General features: G+C 74.4%; 12 protein-coding genes. 5 read left to right on the top strand and 7 right to left on the bottom strand.

Going from position 1 to position 15,993, the window contains the following annotated elements:
* Nucleotides 1–80: 80 nt before the first annotated feature.
* Both AC07AB_RS11010 and AC07AB_RS11005 read left to right on the top strand, forming a co-directional pair.
* Nucleotides 81–644 carry a sigma-70 family RNA polymerase sigma factor gene (locus AC07AB_RS11010; RefSeq protein WP_478563471.1) on the top strand — a complete coding sequence of 188 codons (564 nt, stop codon included), beginning with the start codon at nucleotides 81–83 and terminating at the stop codon, nucleotides 642–644.
* Between the two features lie 212 nt (nucleotides 645–856).
* Nucleotides 857–2,140, top strand: a complete 1,284-nt coding sequence (locus tag AC07AB_RS11005) for a maleylpyruvate isomerase N-terminal domain-containing protein (protein WP_478563623.1) — start codon at nucleotides 857–859, stop codon at nucleotides 2,138–2,140.
* A gap of 98 nt (nucleotides 2,141–2,238) precedes the next feature.
* On the opposite strand, the gene purU is transcribed toward AC07AB_RS11005, so the two are convergent.
* From purU to AC07AB_RS10985, 4 genes are all read right to left on the bottom strand, one after another.
* On the bottom strand, nucleotides 2,239–3,111 hold the full coding sequence (gene purU / locus AC07AB_RS11000) for a formyltetrahydrofolate deformylase (protein ID WP_478563468.1): 873 nt from the start codon (nucleotides 3,109–3,111) through the stop codon (nucleotides 2,239–2,241).
* A gap of 291 nt (nucleotides 3,112–3,402) precedes the next feature.
* Entirely contained in the window at nucleotides 3,403–3,903 is a 501-nt protein-coding gene (locus AC07AB_RS10995) for an SCO4402 family protein (protein WP_478563620.1), read from the bottom strand.
* 94 nt (nucleotides 3,904–3,997) lie between these two features.
* Nucleotides 3,998–5,992 (bottom strand): hypothetical protein, encoded by a 1,995-nt coding sequence (locus tag AC07AB_RS10990; protein WP_478563466.1) that lies wholly within the window; start codon nucleotides 5,990–5,992, stop codon nucleotides 3,998–4,000.
* Between the two features lie 170 nt (nucleotides 5,993–6,162).
* Nucleotides 6,163–7,551, bottom strand: coding sequence for a transcriptional regulator (locus AC07AB_RS10985; RefSeq protein ID WP_478563463.1), 1,389 nt, complete (start codon nucleotides 7,549–7,551; stop codon nucleotides 6,163–6,165).
* A 472-nt stretch (nucleotides 7,552–8,023) separates the two neighbouring features.
* On the opposite strand from AC07AB_RS10985, the gene AC07AB_RS10980 reads away from it, so the two are divergent.
* The 3 genes from AC07AB_RS10980 to AC07AB_RS10970 all read left to right on the top strand — a co-directional run bounded on the left by AC07AB_RS10980 (nucleotide 8,024) and on the right by AC07AB_RS10970 (nucleotide 11,375).
* The gene (locus AC07AB_RS10980; RefSeq protein WP_478563460.1) at nucleotides 8,024–8,698 is read left to right on the top strand and encodes a bifunctional DNA primase/polymerase; all 675 of its coding nucleotides are present in this window, start codon (nucleotides 8,024–8,026) and stop codon (nucleotides 8,696–8,698) included.
* Nucleotides 8,699–8,835: 137 nt separating this feature from the next.
* Nucleotides 8,836–9,732 (top strand): ABC transporter ATP-binding protein, encoded by an 897-nt coding sequence (locus tag AC07AB_RS10975; RefSeq protein ID WP_478563457.1) that lies wholly within the window; start codon nucleotides 8,836–8,838, stop codon nucleotides 9,730–9,732.
* 5 nt (nucleotides 9,733–9,737) lie between these two features.
* Nucleotides 9,738–11,375, top strand: coding sequence for a transporter (locus tag AC07AB_RS10970; RefSeq protein WP_478563617.1), 1,638 nt, complete (start codon nucleotides 9,738–9,740; stop codon nucleotides 11,373–11,375).
* A 394-nt stretch (nucleotides 11,376–11,769) separates the two neighbouring features.
* On the opposite strand, the gene AC07AB_RS10965 is transcribed toward AC07AB_RS10970, so the two are convergent.
* From AC07AB_RS10965 to AC07AB_RS10955, 3 genes are all read right to left on the bottom strand, one after another.
* Complete coding sequence (locus AC07AB_RS10965) at nucleotides 11,770–13,113, bottom strand: ATP-binding protein (RefSeq protein WP_478563454.1); 1,344 nt, start codon at nucleotides 13,111–13,113, stop codon at nucleotides 11,770–11,772.
* A complete protein-coding gene (locus AC07AB_RS10960; RefSeq protein ID WP_478563451.1) occupies nucleotides 13,110–13,835 on the bottom strand; it encodes a hypothetical protein in 726 nt (241 codons plus the stop codon). Before AC07AB_RS10960 ends, AC07AB_RS10965 begins: the two co-directional genes overlap by 4 nt.
* 464 nt (nucleotides 13,836–14,299) lie before the next feature.
* The gene (locus tag AC07AB_RS10955) at nucleotides 14,300–15,979 is read right to left on the bottom strand and encodes an FAD-dependent monooxygenase (RefSeq protein ID WP_478563448.1); all 1,680 of its coding nucleotides are present in this window, start codon (nucleotides 15,977–15,979) and stop codon (nucleotides 14,300–14,302) included.
* Nucleotides 15,980–15,993: the final 14 nt, after the last annotated feature.

Raw genomic sequence — 15,993 nt, 5'->3', positions numbered from 1 at the left:
GCGGGTTCCTCGAATCGGCTCCGTACCCATGGGTAGCGCGGGGCAGGACGGGTAGCCAGAGGTGAAGGGATGGGGGCCGCATGACGAATGACGCACCACCCCGCTGGGACCGCATGATGCAGCAGCGGCTCGCGCGGGGCGAGGCGGCAGCGCTCGGAGAGCTCTACGACCGCTTCGCCTCGCTCGTGCACAGCCTCGCCCACCGGGTGCTCCACGACGAAGAGGCCGCCGACCGCGTCACCCGTGAGGTCTTCGGCCACGTCTGGGAGAACCCGGACTCGTACGACCCGAAGCAGGGCTCCCTGCGCTCCTGGATCGCCAAGATCACCCACCGCCACTCCGTCCAGCGGCTGCGCCAGGACGAGCTGCGGGGCGAGGGCACCCCCGAGGAAGTCGAGGAGAAGGTCCGCGAGGCATCCGCCGCCGCCCGCGCCGACTACATCGTCACCTCCATGCCCGCGCCCCTGCGCGCCGCGCTCGAACTCGCCTACTTCCGCCGCCTCGACTACCGCCAGGCCGCCGCCGACCTCGGCGTCACGGAGGACGAGGCCCGCCGCCGGCTGCGCCTGGGCCTCCAGCTGCTCTCCACGGCCCACCACTCGTCCCGCTCCGTCCCGCCGCCCGGTTACGGGAGGGCGTTGTGAACGAGCGGTGCGGACCCGGGCGCTGGGAGCCCGACGACGACTCCTGGGACCAGGGCGGTACGGGCCCGGGGTCGGGGTCAGGGTCGGGGTCGGGCTCAGGGAAGAAGAACGGGGGCGACGGCCCGGGCGGCGGTGCGCCCGGACCCGGCCGGGGCGACGGCGCACCCGGCGACGGCACCCGCGGCTCCCCGGGCCCCGCGACGCCGCCGCGCATACCGCCGCCGCGAGCGGCCCCCGAGGACGGCGCCCACTGGCCGTACCCCACGCAACCACCCGCCCCAGCCCCCGCCCCAGCCCCGGACCCGGGCACCACGCCGTCACAGGGGCCGCCCCCGCCCGCGCCCGCACCCCGGCGGCCCGGGCCGGGGCCCCGGCCCGCGCCCCGGACGCACAAGGTGCTGAAGTCGCTGCTCGGCGCCTGGGCCCTGGCCGCCTGCTCCAGTGAGGAGACCCTCGACGTCGAGGCGCACCTCACCGAGTGCGCGGCCTGCGCCGACGAGGCCGTGCGCCTGCGCGACGCCGTGGGGCTCCTGCACCCCGAGGAGAACCTCGACCTCGATCCGATGCTCCGCTCCCGCGTGCTCGAAGGGTGCCTCGGCCGCCGCCCCGCCCGTATCCCGGTGCCCGATTGGGCCGCTCCGTACGACGCCGAGACCGCCCGGCTCGACGCGCTGCTGCGGGACATGGGCGAGGCGGAGTGGCGGGCGCCGGTCAGCCTGCGGTGGTTCGAGGGGCGGCGGACCCTGCGGCGCGGCACCACGGTCGCCGGGGTCATCGGCCACCTCATGACCGTGGACGGCCTCGTCGCCGCCTCGCTCGGCCTCGCCGAACCGCTGCCCGGCGGCGAGGAGGGCTCCCCCACCGCCCGTACGGAGGCGTACTGGGCGGCGGAACCGGCGGCCGCCGCCGGTGAACCGCTCCCGGCGGCCGCGGTGCGCACGGCCTGGCGCGACCAGGGCCACTCGCTGCTGCGGACGGTGTCGTTCGCCGGCCGCGGGGCCGCCGGGCTCGACGTGTCGTACGGCCGGTTCACGCTTCCGCTGCGCGACTCGTTCCTCGACCGCGCCTTCGAGTGCTGGGTGCACGCCGGGGACATCGCCGACGCCGTCGACTACCCGTACGACCCGCCGTCCTCGGCCCACCTCAACCGCATGATCGACCTCGCGGCCCGGCTGCTGCCCGGCGTCCTCGCGCAGCGCCGCCGCTCGGGCCTGGCGCCCCCCGCGCGCGGCCCGGTCCTGGTGGGCGCGCCCGGCCGTACGCTCCACCTGGAGATCGAGGGCAGCGGCGGCGGCAACTGGTACATCGCGCTGGACTCCCCCGCCGCGGTCGGCACGCCCGCCGAGTCGGTGGCCCATATCGCCCTGGACGGCGTCGAGTTCTGCCAGCTGGCGGCGGGCCACGTCTCCCCGGAGGAGGCCGCCGCGGGCCAGGACGGCGACCGCGAGGCGATCCGGGACGTGCTCTTCGCGGCGGCGTCGCTGTCCCGGCTCTGACGGGGCGCGTCGGAGCCGGGAGCGGTTACGCGCAAGAGAAGGGCGGGGCGGTCACACGGAAGAGAGGGGCGGGGCGGTTACGCGAAGCGCCGGGGGCGTTACGCGAAGACGACCGTCCGCCGGCCGTTGAGCAGGACGCGGTGTTCGCCGTGCCACTTCACCGCGCGTGCCAGCGCCTGGCACTCGACGTCGCGGCCGATCGCCACGAGCTGGTCCGGGGTCACGTCGTGGCCGACGCGCTCCACCTCCTGCTCGATGATCGGGCCCTCGTCCAGGTCGGCCGTCACATAGTGGGCGGTCGCGCCGATGAGCTTCACGCCTCGGGCGTGCGCCTGGTGGTACGGCTTGGCGCCCTTGAAGCTCGGCAGGAAGGAGTGGTGGATGTTGATGATCCGGCCCGACAGCGCCTTGCAGAGGTCGTCGGAGAGCACCTGCATATAGCGGGCGAGCACCACGAGTTCGACGTTCTCGGCGCGGACCAGCTCCAGCAGCTCGGCCTCGGCCCGTGCCTTGTTGTCCTTGGTCACCGGGATGTGGTGGAAGGGGATGCCGTACGAGCCGGTCAGCTCGCCGAACTCCGTGTGGTTGGAGACGACGGCCGCGATCTCGACGGGCAGCGCGCCGATCCGGGAGCGGAAGAGCAGGTCGTTCAGGCAGTGGCCGAACTTGGAGACCATCAGGATGACGCGCATCTTCTCGTCGGCCCGGTGGATCTGCCAGTCCATCTGGAAGGAGTCGCCGATGGCCGCGAAGCTGGCCCGCAGCTTGTCCACCGTCACCGGCGGCTCGGCGCTGAGGTGCACCCGCATGAAGAAGAGCCCGGTGTCGTGGTCGCCGAACTGCTGGCTGTCCTCGATGTTGCAGCCGGTCATGAACAGATAGCTGGACACGGCGTGCACGATGCCCTGCTTGTCCGGGCAGGACAGGGTCAGGACATACTGCTCGGGGGCGACGGGCTGCGAATCACTCATAACCCAGAAGCGTCGCATACCCGGCAGGGCCGCCGGGCCGCTCGGACCCCACCGGCGGCGTCAAGCGGCGAGGATCACACCGAAACCGCCGGGCGACGAGGGTCACAGCGAAACCGCTGAGCGGCGAGGGTCGCACCGGAACCGCTGAGCGGCGAGGGTCGCACCGGAACCGCTGAGCGGCGAGGACCGCACCGGGGCCATCGAGCGCGGGGAGCGCGCACCGGGACCGCCAGACGCGAGGAGCGCACCTGAGCCGCCGAGCGCGAGAAGCGTGAGAAGCGCACAGGGGCGTCACACCACGCGCGTCACGATCGCCAGTACCTCCAGCGAGCGCGGCGCCGTGTCCGGGTCGTCCCCGTCGTTGACCGCGAGCCGCACATGCGCCTCCCGGGCCGCCCCTACGGCGTCCGGCCACGCCTCGTGCTCCAGATAGGCGGAGACCGGGGCGTCGGCGCCCACCTGGTGCATGATCCGCAGTACGCGCAGCACGGCCGCGTCGACGAGCGCCGCCTCGGTCTGGTCGCGGAAGATCGTCCCGACGTACTTCTCGGCGGACCAGTTGTCCAGCCAGGTGTCCTCGACCAGCCGGTATACGGCGTCGGTGACGTCTCCGTACCCCTCCAGGGCAGGGAGCCAGCACTCCCGCTGGAAGGCCGGGTCGGCGAGCATGTGCAGCGCCGAGCGCGCGTTCGCGCGCCAGCGCCACCACGGCATGTCATTGAGGGGCATGCCACCCATGGTGGTCGAGCGGCGGCCGCGACGGGAAGACTTCTCCGAACCTTGCACGGTGATCGATCGTACGTTCTCCGCCCCGGAGCGCCATCCGGACCCCGCTCTCACCCGGCGGTCACCATCCGTCGCGCGCCGGTCACCCGGCGCCCCTCCGTCACAGCTGGGTGTACTGGCGCGGGGTCAGGCCGTACTTCTTCGCGATCGAGTTCCACAGCGTGGCCGCCTGCTTCTTGGCCTCGGTGGCGTCCCCGCTCGCCTTGTTGGCCTGGCCCAGTTCGCCGGTGGTGCGCGCCTTGCCCTTGTGGCAGCCGTGCTTGCCGCCCACCTTGCCCGCCCACGCCGCGTAGTGGTTGTCGGCCGCCGCCGAGGACTGCCACGCCTTCTTCAACTGAGCCTTGAGGGCGGCCTGCCCGGGGAGCTTGTCGATCGGCGTCCGGTCCAGGCGCGCGACGAGGTCGCCGCGCTGGCCCGCCGCGCCGTGCAGATCGGCCGCCGCCTTGTCGAGCTTCTTGCAGGACTTGATCGACTCCACGGAGTTGATCACGGCGTCGCGGCTGTTGTTGCTGTCCTTGAGCAGCGCGTCCAGCGCCTTCGCCTGGGGCTCCGCCGGGTCGGCCGGCTTCCCGTCCCCGTCCCCGGACTTGCCACCGGTGTCGGGGCCCGGGTTCTGCCCGGCCTGGTCGCTGCTCTTCTTGCCGCTGTCCTTGTCGTCGTCACCGCCGCTGAGCAGCGCGCCCGCGCCGAGGCCCGCGACGGCGCAGCACGCGACGACGATGCCGATCGCCGCGAGGGGGGTGATCCGGCGGCGGCGTCCGCCGCCTTCGGGCCGCCCCTGCGGCTCGTGCCCGGCCTGGCCGAACTGGCCGGGGGCCGGTCCGCCGGGCCCCTGGCCGTACGGCCCCTGACCGTACGGGCCGGGGCCGCCCGGCCCGTGACCGCCCGGGCCCTGGCCGCCCGGTCCCTGGCCGAACCGGCTCTGCGCCGCCTTGTCGTCGAGGTACGGCAACTGCTGCGTGGAGGGGGCCGGTCCGGGCGGGGGCTGCGCGCTGTCGGACCGGAACAGGCCGTCGAACTCGGCGGGCGGCTGGCGCTCGCCGGAAGCGCCGGGCGCCCCCGGCGGCACACCGAACGCCGCCGTGCCGGGCTGCTGCGGCCCGCCGCCCCCGACGGGCGGGATCAACTGCGTGGACTCGGAGCCGAATCCGGCGCCCGGCTGCGGGCCGCCGCCCTGCGGGGGCAGCAGTTGGGTGGAGTCCGCGGCGGAGTCCTGGCCGCCGTGCGCGGGGAAGGCCGGGGGCATCGGCCCGCCGCCGTGCGAGGGCTGCTCGGGCGGCAGGGACCCGCCGCCGACGGGCGGAATGAGCTGCGTGGCATCGGACGCCCCCGGCTGCGGCATCGCGCCGGGCATGGCCCCGGGCATCGCACCCGGCATCGCGCCGCCGCCGACCGGCGGGATGAACTGCGTCGCGTCGGACTCCGCCGACGCCTGCGGGGGCAGCACCCGGGTCTCCTCGGCCGAGCCGGGCGCCGGGTACCCCGCGTGCGAGGGCTGCTGGTGCCCGTACCCGGGGGGCGCGGGCTCGCCGGCCTGCGGCGGCAGCGGCGCGGCGGGCAGACCCTGCTGCTCGGGCGGCGCGGCGCGCCTGCGGCGCCCGCCGCCGCCCTGGGGCGGCTGCCCCTGCGGCGCGTAGCCGGGCTGCGGCGGCGAGTCGTAACCGGTCGGCGCGAGCTGGCCGGCCTGCGGCGGCAGCGGCGCGCTGTGCGCGGGCGGCTGCGGGGCGTACGGCCCCGGGGTCTCGTACGGCGGGGGCATGCCGCCCTGCTGCGCGCCCTGTCCGGGCGCGGGGTAGCCGGGCTGCGGCGGGCCGTACGCGTCATAGGCCGGAGCACCGTACGAGCCGGAGTCCTGCGCACTCTGCGCGCCTCCCGCGTGGTGCGCGCCCTGCCCCGGATACCCGCCCCGGCCGGGGGCGGCCTGCGCGTCCGGCCCCCAAGGCTCGTCCCACGGCCGGCCGGTGGCCGGCGCGGCCTGCTGGTCGGCGGGGTTGAAGGGTTCGCCGTCGGCGGGCAGCACGATGCCCTCGTACGCGGGCCGCGTGGGCGGAGCCGCTGGGCGCTGCGGCTCGTTTCCCTGTCCGCTCTGCGTCACCGGGGCTCCTCAACCTGTGCGGGACTTACGGAATCGTCGGCTCACGCTACCGGGTGACGATAACGCTCGACCATTGACCTCGTAACGGTCTCGTCCCCGTCGGCCCCCGACCGGGGCCGCCCCGAGAACCCGCCCCGCACGGCCCCGCACGGACAACCGCCGGGAAGTCCCTACGCCGCCCGCACCTCCAGCCGGGCGCCGAACTCCCGTACAACGGATTCATCACGGTACGGCTCCAGCCGCTGCTGGAAGTCGTCCAGATACTCCACGCCGCGGTTGGACCGCAGAGTGCCGAGGAGCTCCACCGCGCGGGTGCCCGCGTGGCACGCCTCCTCGATCTCGCGCTGCTGCACATACGCGGTGGCCAGCAGCAGCAGCCCTATGGCACGGCGGCGCACCCGCCCCTCCGGATGGCCGGCCAGGGCCTCCTCCGCCCGGCGCTTGGCCGGCTCGGCCTGGGAGAGGTCGCGGTGGCAGTGGGCCAGTTCGTCCGCCAGATAGGCGTGGTCGAAGTGGCGGATCCAGACCGGGTCGTCGCCCGACTCGCCTTCGCTGTCCGCCTTTTCCAGGGCGGCCGACGCCCGGCCCGCGACGGCCTGGCAGGCCCGGGAGTCGCCGAGCAGCGCGTGCCCGCGCGCCTCGGCCGCCAGGAACATCGCCTCGGCCCGCGGCGGGACATGGCCCCGCGTCCCCTCCTGCGCGGCGCGCGCGAGCTGTGCGATCTCCCGCGGATTGCCGAGCGAGGCGGCGAGATGGCTCATGCTCGCGGCGAGTACGTAGCCGCCGTAACCGCGGTCGCCCGCGGCCTGGGAGAGGCGCAGCGCCTGGATGTAGTAGCGCTGGGCGAGCCCCGGCTGTCCGGTGTCGACCGCCATGTATCCGGCCAGTTCCGTCAACCGCGCGACGGCGCCGAAGAGTTCACGCCCCACCGATTCCCGGTACGAGCCGCCCAGCAGCCCGGAGACGACGCTGTTCAGATAGTGGACGACCACCGGCCGCACATGGCCGCTGCCGTAGCGGTGGTCCAGCTCCACGAGGGCGTCGGTGGTGGCCCGTACGGCCTGCACGTCGGCCCCGCCGACGCGCGCCCCGACCGACCGGGCGACCTGCGGGTCCGCGCCGGTGATCAGCCAGTCGCGGCTGGGCTCCACCAGCGCGGAGGCGGCGACGGACGACCCGCTGAGGAAGTCGCGCCGCCCGACGTCGCTGCGCCACAACTCGCAGACCTGGTCGATGGCCCCGACGACGGTCGGCGAGAACTGGAGGCCGACGCCGGAGGCGAGGTTCTTGCCGTTGGCCATGCCGATCTCGTCGATCGTGACCGTGCGGCCCAGCTTGCGGCCGAGCGCCTCGGCGATGATCGCGGGGGCCCGGCCGCGGGGCTGCTGGCCGCGGAGCCAGCGGGCGACGGAGGTCTTGTCGTACCGCAGATCGAGGCCGTGTTCGGCGCCGCACATGTTGACGCGGCGCGCCAAACCGGCGTTGGAGCAGCCGGCTTCCTGGATGAGCGCCTGCAGCCGTTCGTTCGGCTGCCGCGCCACGAGTGGCCGTGCGGCCATGGTGTGTACCCCCTGTGACTGCTGTGCGTCCGCGACGAGCGCCGCGCACCCTGTGAAGTCCGTATGGCGAGATCACTGCCCCGAAGATGTCCGGAGAATGCGGGACTTGCCCGTAATGACCGCGCTTGCCGATCCGGGGCGAAACCCGTGATCGGTATCCGTATCCGACGACTGTGCCCGATGAACGTGCCCGGTGCGTGTGCTCGGTTCCTGTGCCCGGTGCCGTCGTGCCCGATGACCGTGCCCGTGCCCGCGTCCGTGCCCGCGTCCGCGTCCGTGTCTGTGTCCGGGTCCGTGCCTGTGCCTGTGCCTGTGCCTGTGCGGACGAACGTCTCGCAGGTGGCTACCCGTTGACGACCGCGCGGCCCCGTCTGCGCCCCCGGGCGTGCATCCGTGCGCCCCACGTGCCGTAACGATGCACCGCGCCCGAGCCGCGAGCGGGCCGTAACCCCTGGTGACAAGGGGAGTTGTGATGAACGTGGAAAAGACCATCGGAGTAACGGCCCCGCATATCCCGGCGCAACGCGGCGAACAGCCCCTCGACTCCGCGGTGCGGTACGCGGAAGAGCGGCACTGGGACGTATTCGCCGGCACCTGGCTGGAGGCCGGCCAGGGGCGCGAGCACTGCTCCTGCCGCGACCTGGACTGCCCCGCGCCGGGGGCGCATCCGGCCCGCCCCGACTGGGCCACCCAGGCCACCGGCAGCGCGGTCGGCGCCCGCCGGCTGTGGGCCGGGCAGCCCGGCGCCTCGGTGCTGCTGCCCACCGGGCGCGCCTTCGACGCGCTGGACGTGCCGGAGACCGCCGGGTGCCTGGCACTGGCCCGCATGGAGCGCATGGGCATCGAGCTGGGGCCGATCACCTGCACGCCGGGCCGCCGGATGCTCTTCCTCGTACTGCCGGGCGGCGCCCCGAAGGTCCCCGGCCTGGTGCGGCAGCTGGGCTGGCCGCCGTCGTCGCTGGACCTCGTGGCGCGCGGCGAGGGCGATTACGTGGCGGCGCCGCCGACCCGCGTCGGCTCGCACGGCTCGGTGCAGTGGGCCCGCCAGCCCACCGCCGCCAACCGCTGGCTGCCGGACACCGAGGAGCTGATCAGCGCCCTCGCCTACGCCTGCGGGCGCGAGGCCGCGGCGGCGCGGGGGCGCTGAGGCCCTGCCCCCGGGGCACGGCCGGCCCGCGCCGCCCTCGGCTCCGTGACGGTGTGTTCTCCTCCCGCCTAGGGTTGGCCCCCGGGGGGCGGTGCCGTCCCCTGTGAACAGTCGACGGGGAACGAGGGGGCATCACAGTGGTGCAGGACGCAGCGGCCGGCGAAGGCGCGGCCACGGCCGACGGGAGCAGGACCAGCACGGGTACGGGCGGGGGCCCAGGTACGGGCGCGGCCCCAGGTACAGGCGCGGGTACGGGCACGAGCGCGGCCGCCGTGCGGATCAGCGGCCTATGGAAGAAGTTCGGGGAACAGGTCGCGGTCGCGGGCATCGACCTGGAACTCCCCGCCGGACAGTTCATCGGGCTCGTCGGCCCCAACGGCGCGGGCAAGACGACGACCCTGTCCATGGTCACCGGGCTGCTCCGGCCGGACTCGGGCCGGGTCGAGATCGGCGGCCACGACGTGTGGCAGGACCCCGTCGCGGTCAAGTCGCGGATCGGCGTGCTGCCGGAGGGGCTGCGGCTCTTCGAACGGCTCTCCGGCCGCGAACTCCTCGCCTACACCGGCCGGTTGCGCGGCCTCCCCGGCGACGAGGTGGACACGCGCGCCACCCAGCTCCTGGACGTACTCGACCTGGCCGGCGCACAGCACAAACTCGTCGTCGACTACTCGACCGGCATGCGCAAGAAGATCGGACTCGCCTGCGCCCTGCTGCACAACCCCGAGGTCCTCTTCCTCGACGAGCCCTTCGAGGGCGTCGACCCGGTCTCCGCGCAGACCATCCGCGGCGTGCTGGAGCGCTACACCGAATCGGGCGCGACCGTCGTCTTCTCCAGCCATGTGATGGAACTGGTGGAGTCCCTGTGCTCATGGGTCGCGGTGATGGCCGCGGGCCGCATCCGCGCCCAGGGCCCGACCGCCGAGGTGCGGGGCGACGCGCCCAGCCTCCAGGACGCGTTCCTGGAACTCGTCGGCGCGAACCGGCGGCTGGCCGGGCGGCAGAACCTGGACTGGCTGGGCGGCGGCGCCCGATGAGCACCATGTCCACGGCCCCCGCGCCCACCGGCGCCGTCCCGGCCCCCGCCGGGGCCCCGTCCCTGACCCCGGTCTTCGTACGGCTGAAGCTGTCGCTGCTCCGCAACGGCCTGCGCCAGTCCTCCGGCCGCACCGCCGTCTACGTCACCTCGCTCGTCCTCACGCTGCTCTTCGCGGCCGGGGTGCTGCTGGGCCTCGTCGCGCTGCGCGGCCACGGCCACGCGGCGGCCCTCGTCGTCCTGCTCATCACGATCGTCGCGCTGGGGTGGGCGGCGATGCCGCTGTTCTTCCCCTCCGGCGACGAGACGCTCGACCCGACCCGGCTGGCCATGCTGCCGTTGCGGCCGCGCCCCCTGATCATCTCGATGCTGGTCACCTCCATGATCGGCATCGGCCCCGTCTTCACCCTCGCCGTGGCCATCGGCTCGGTGATCGCCCTCGCGCACGGCGCCGCCGCCACCGTCGTCGGCGTCCTCGCCGTACTGCTGGTGGCGCTGGTCTGCGTGGCGCTGGCACGCGCCGTCGCCACGGCCAACGTCCGGCTGCTGACCAGCCGGCGCGGCCGTGACCTGGCCGTCCTCAGCGGCCTGTTCATCGCGCTCGGCGCGCAGGGCGTGAACCTCGGCGTCCAGAAGCTGACCGGCCCCGACGGGCTCGGCGTCCTGGAACCGCTGGCCACGGTGGTGCGCTGGCTGCCGCCCGCCTCCGCGCTCGACGCCGTGGACGCCACGAGCAAGGGCTCGTACGGCCGGGCCGCCGCCGGACTGGCCCTGACCGTGCTGGCGCTCGTCCTGCTGCTGTGGTGGTGGCAGCGCACGCTCACCACCCTGATGACCTCCCCGGACTCCTCCACCCTCCAGGCCGTCGAGAAGGACACCTCCCGCCGGCCGGCGGAGCGAGGGCTGCTGCGCCTGCTGCCCGCGGGGCGTACGGGCACGGTCATGCTGCGGTCGCTGCGCTACGCGTGGCGCGACCCGAAGACCAAGATGTCCTGGGCGGCGGCCCTGGGCGTGGGGCTGCTGCTCCCGTTCGTCTCGGCCGTGCAGGGCGGCGGCAGCGTCTACACGGCGTGCTGGGCGGCGGGCCTCCTCGGCCTCCAGATGTACAACCAGTTCGGGCAGGACACCTCGGCCTTCTGGATGGTCGCCTCGACGATCTCCACGCCGCGCGACGCGTTCGTGGAGCTGCGGGCGCGGGCCCTGACGATCGCGCTGATCGCCGTGCCGTACGTATCCGCGGTGGTGGTCGGCGCGGCGGCGTCGCTGCACCAGTGGTCCGAGTTCCCCGAGGCGTACGGCATCGCCCTGGCGCTCCTCGGCTCCCTGGTGGCCACGGGCGCGCTGTCCTCGGCGCTGGCCCCGTACTCCATCCCCTCGGAGGGCAACAAGAACGTCGTACCGGGCCAGGCCGGCATCGCCTCGCTCAGCGCCGTGGGCGGCATGCTCGTCGGCGCGCTCCTGTCCTCCCCCGTCCTGGGCCTCACCCTCTGGCTCCACCTGTCGGGCGCGCACGACCTGCTGTGGCTGGTGCTCCCCGTGGGCGCGGCATACAGCCTGGCCGCGGCCTACGCGGGCCTTCGCGTGGCGGCCCCCCAGGTGGCGAAGCGCCTCCCGGAAATCCTGATGGCGGTGAGCAAGGGCTGACACCCGCTGCTTCGCTACGCGCTGGGCCCGGGCATTCGCTGCCCGGGCCCAGCCATGTCAGCCACGTACGGGAACACCGGCCCCAGCCCGATCAGCCCGTCCTGCGCTTGAGGACACCTGAGCCCGCACACCCCACCCACCCGAGCCCAGCCGGACAAACCGCCCGCACGCGACAACCAACACCCAGCCCAACCAGCCCAACGAGCTCGCCGGTCACGCGATAGCCGCCGCCCGGCCCAATCAGCCCGTCCGGCGATTGAGGACACCTGAGCCCGCACACCCCACCCACCCGAGCCCAGCCGGACAAACCGCCCGCACGCGACAACCAGCACCCAGCCCAACCAGCCCGTCCGGCGATTGAGGACACCAAGGCCCAGGGGCGGTAACCCCGGAACTACCGCGGCCCGACCGGCAACCGGAGCGTACTCACCGCCCCGCCCCCGGCAACAGTGGCGTTGGAGAACGCAAGCTCCGCCCCCATGATCCGCGCCTGCCCCACGGCAATCGTCAGCCCCAGCCCATGCCCCTTCCCCCGGGACGCCGTCGTCGGCTCGGTACGGAACCGCTGCGGACCATGGTCGAGGAGATACCCCGGATACCCCTCCCCGTGATCGCGAACAGTGATCACGGGCCCGTCCACGGTCACCACGACCGGCGGCCGCCCATGCCGATGCGCGTTGGAGAGCAGGTTGCCGAGCACCCGCTCCAGCCGCCGCCGGTCCGTCATCACGCACGCGTCGCGCACGACGCGCACCTCGGCCGGCAGTCCGGAGGCCCGTACCGCCCGCTCGGCCAGCCGGCCCAGCTGGTGCGCGTCCAGGTCGGCCCGCTCGGTGAGCGAGTCCAGCCGGGAGATCTCCAGCAGGTCCTCGGTGAGCCGGCGCAGCGCCTGCACCCGGTCCCGTACGAGCTCGGTCGGCCGCCCCGGCGGCAGCAGGTCCGAGGACGCCTGCAACCCGGCGAGCGGGGTGCGCAGTTCGTGGGCGACATCGGCGGTGAACCGCTGTTCGCTCTGCAGCCGGGCCTGGAGCGTGGCGGCCATGGCGTCCAGCGCCGCGGACACGGCGGCCACCTCGTCCTGCTGCCGGGTGAGGTCGGTGGTGCGCGGGTCGGCGACCCTGGCGTCGAGGTCGCCCGCGCTGATCCGGCGGGCCACATCGGCGGTGCGGTGCAGCCGCCGGGTGACGCGGGAGACAGCGAACACCCCGATGACCAGGGTGCCGACGATCGCCAGGGCCGAGGAGACGACGATGGCCCGGTCCAGGCCGCTGATGGTCTCGGCGCTGCGCCGGTAGTCGATCTTCACGGTCAGCGCCTTGCCGTCGGCGGGGCCCGCCGCCCACATGGCGGGGTCGCCCTCGAAGGAGCCGAGGGCCGTGCCGCGTTCGCCGCGCAGCGCCATCCGCCGCAGCGGCCCGGGGAGTTCGGGCGAGTCGAGGGAGGCTTCGGGGCGCATCCGGTCGCCGGCGACGTAGGAGCGGGTGGCGACGTCGAGCCGGGACAGGGCCTCGGAACGGGCCTGGTGGACGGTCTGCCGGGTGACGATGACGTGCACGAGGGTGCCGAGCACGGCGGCGACGATGCAGCACATGACGGCGAGGAAGAGCGTGAACTTCGCGTAGAGGGAGCCGGACCGGGCGAGCCGCAGCCATTTCGGCCGGGCCCACCGCCGCTTCACCGGCCGCGACTGCGGCTGCGGCTGCGGCTGCGACTGCGACTGCGGCTTCCGGGCTGTCATCGGCGCGCCGACGTCGTGGGCCGGCCCGAGGCGTCGGTCCGCCGGATCTCGTCGCTCTGGAGCTCCATGTAGTCGCGGTGCGTGTCCCAGGAGTACACGGAGCGGATGGCGTAGTTGGGGGTCGACGAGGGCTCCCACACGATGATGTCGCGGCCCGCGACCTCCACCGAAGTGGGCCGGACGGCGGTGGCCATGATGCGGGTGAGCACTCCGTGGACAAAGGTGTAGCAGCGCAGCCCCAGCAGCCCGTCCTCCATCTCGAAGCCGAGGATCAGGTCGTCCTTGCCGTTGCCCGTGATGTCCCGGTGGACGGGGGCGAGGAGGGGGCAGCCCGGTTTCCCGGGGGAGCAGGCGGCCAGTCTGTGCTCGGTCGCCGCGTCCATCCCGTCCGCGCCGGTGGCCTCGTGAGGGTGGGCGGCCAGTTCGGCTTTGATCACGGCGAGCGGGTCGACCTCGCGGATGTTCTCGGAGGGCACCCGGCGGAATCCCGGGACGACGGTCGAGGGCACCTTCTCCTGCTGCTCGGCGGTGGGCACCGCGGCCGGGGAGCGGCCGGGCCACAGCGGGGACGGGGCGGCGGCCGGGGCGGTCGTACCGGCGCTGACGGGTTCGCCGCCCGCCCCGGTCCCGCAGCCGGTCACCGTCGTCAGCCCGGCCGCCGTCGCCACCGCGGCGACGGCGGCGGCCGGGCGCCGGAGGAACGCGGTGAGGAGAGGCGGCACGGCACTTCCAGGCGGATGACGGTACGGGCGGTACGGACGAAAGGGGCGACTTCAGGTGCCCCACCATTGTCGGGCGTACCTGCGGCGACGGCTCGTTACCGGCGGCCTTCGGGGGGATCGCGGCGGACGACGGCTACGGGTGGCGGAGGAGAAGGCAGTGGAGAAGACAGTGGAGGAGGAGAAGGCGGCGGGGGCGGAACGCCCTGAGAGCGCGGAGACCCCTGAGCACCCCGGGCACCCCGAGAACTCTGAGCGCCCCGAGCACCCTGAGAACGCGGCGAAGACCGGGATCACTGAGAACGCTGGGAACTCTGGGAGCACAGTCTGGTCCGCCTTCCGGGCGCTTACGGGCCTACATCCAGACAGACGCCCGGGAAGACAGCTCAGCAGAGGGTCTTTGGTCCCGGAAGGACGGGACATTTCTCGTCCTTCCGGCGTACGAGGGGGCCCGATGGGCGTGGTCGCTACCCCGCCCCTCCCGTGAGGGCGGCCAGCGCGGCGCGCAGCCCGGCCGGGTCCGGCCGGTCGCTCGCCCAGGCCACGTGCCCGTCGGGGCGCACCAGGAGCGTGGTCGGCGCGGCGTCGGCGCGCCTGACGGTGGTCCGTACGGACGGCAGGGCGGCATCCGCGTCCCCGCTGTCGGCGCGCGGCACGACCCGTACGAACCCGCCCGCGCGCAGCGCCTCGTGGAGCCGCGTAGGCCTGCCGTCCGCACCGGCCCCCGCCGGCTCTCCCCCGCCTTCCCCGCCTCCCCCGGCTTCCCTCTTACCCACGCCGACGAGCGGCAGGTCGGGGGCGCGGCGGCCGGTGAGCGGGTGGGCGCCGGGCGGGGCCGGGTAGTCGATGCCGAGGCCGGAGACCGCCATGGCGGCCCGGTGCCGCACGGGCGCGGCCCGCATCGCGGCGTTTATCGCGAGGGCGCGGGCGCCGCGCAGGAGGGCCGGCCGGAGCAGTACCCCGCGCAGGATCGATCCGCTGAGGCGCAGGACGAGCTCGCCGACGGGGTGCCGTTCCCCCTCGTAGCTGTCGAGGAGCGTGGCTCCGGCCCGCCCCTGTACGGCCGCGGCGAGCTTCCAGCCGAGGTTGGCCGCGTCCTGGAGGCCGGTGTTCATGCCCATGCCGCCGGCCGGTGAGTGCACGTGCGCGGAGTCCCCGGCGAGGAAGACGCGGCCGACGCGGTAGTGCGGGGCCTGGCGTTCGTCGCTGTGGAACCGGGAGGCCCAGCGGGCGTCGTGCATGCCGAAGTCGGTGCCGAACGCCCCGCGGGTGACGGCGCGGATCTCTGCCAGGTCGACGGGCGCGTCGACGGGCGACTGCACGGCGCGGTTCCAGGCGATGACGCGGTACCAGCCGTCCCCGAGCGACGCGATGAAGGAGAGGCCCTGGCGGGCCGAGGCGACGATGGGCGAGTGGGACGGGGCGGACCCCAGCCGGACATCGGCCAGCATGACGGAGCGGAGCACGGACCGGCCGGGGAAGGGCAGCCCGAGGGCTTGCCGCACGGTGCTGCGCACGCCGTCGGCGCCGACCACATATCCGGCGCGCAGGGTGTCCGTGCCCGCCTCGGTGCGTACGTCCAGGTCGACGCCGTCGCCGTCCTGGCGGAAGGCCAGCAGTTGGGCGCCGTACCGGATGTCGGCCCCGAGCCGGACGGCCCGCTCCTCAAGGACCCGCTCGGTCTCGTACTGGGGCGTCATCAGGACACCGGCGAAGCGCGTCGGCAGCCGGAAGAGCTCCAACGGGGCGCCCAGGACGCGCAGGGTGGGGATGAACTCGCCGGTCGCGAGCAGGTCTTCGGCGATGCCGCGCATGTCCAGCACCTCCAGGGTGCGGGCGTGCACGGCGATGGCGCGGGAGAGGTTGGACTCCAGCGAGCGCCGCTCCAGCAGGACGACGCGGACCCCTGCGGCGGCCAGGTCCCCGGCGAGCAGCAGCCCGGTGGGCCCGGCCCCCACGACGATGACGTCGACGCCGGGCGCGGGGGCCTTCTCCGCGCCCTCCTGGGCGGGGGCGGGCTCCTCGCTACGGACGACCTCCTCCGCGCGTACGGGCTCCTCGGCGCGTACGGGCTCCTCGGCGCGTGCGGTCCCTTCGGTGGGTGCGGGCTCTTCGGTGCGTGCGGTGCGAGAGCTGTGCGATGGCATGTCGCCTCCAGGTC

This window comes from Streptomyces sp. NPDC044033, from assembly GCF_056434425.1.
The sequence above is the reverse complement of the archived record's forward strand: the minus strand, read 5'-3'. Positions and strand labels throughout refer to the sequence as shown.

What these genes read in the sequence shown, in the direction of transcription:
- AC07AB_RS10980 (WP_478563460.1), top strand. Translation starts at nt 8,024, where the DNA reads ATGAACGTGGAAAAGACCATCGGAGTAACGGCCCCGCATATCCCGGCG.
- AC07AB_RS10985 (WP_478563463.1), bottom strand. Translation starts at nt 7,551, where the DNA reads ATGGCCGCACGGCCACTCGTGGCGCGGCAGCCGAACGAACGGCTGCAG.
- AC07AB_RS10955 (WP_478563448.1), bottom strand. Translation starts at nt 15,979, where the DNA reads ATGCCATCGCACAGCTCTCGCACCGCACGCACCGAAGAGCCCGCACCC.
- AC07AB_RS10965 (WP_478563454.1), bottom strand. Translation starts at nt 13,113, where the DNA reads ATGACAGCCCGGAAGCCGCAGTCGCAGTCGCAGCCGCAGCCGCAGCCG.
- purU (WP_478563468.1), bottom strand. Translation starts at nt 3,111, where the DNA reads ATGAGTGATTCGCAGCCCGTCGCCCCCGAGCAGTATGTCCTGACCCTG.
- AC07AB_RS10970 (WP_478563617.1), top strand. Translation starts at nt 9,738, where the DNA reads ATGTCCACGGCCCCCGCGCCCACCGGCGCCGTCCCGGCCCCCGCCGGG.
- AC07AB_RS11010 (WP_478563471.1), top strand. Translation starts at nt 81, where the DNA reads ATGACGAATGACGCACCACCCCGCTGGGACCGCATGATGCAGCAGCGG.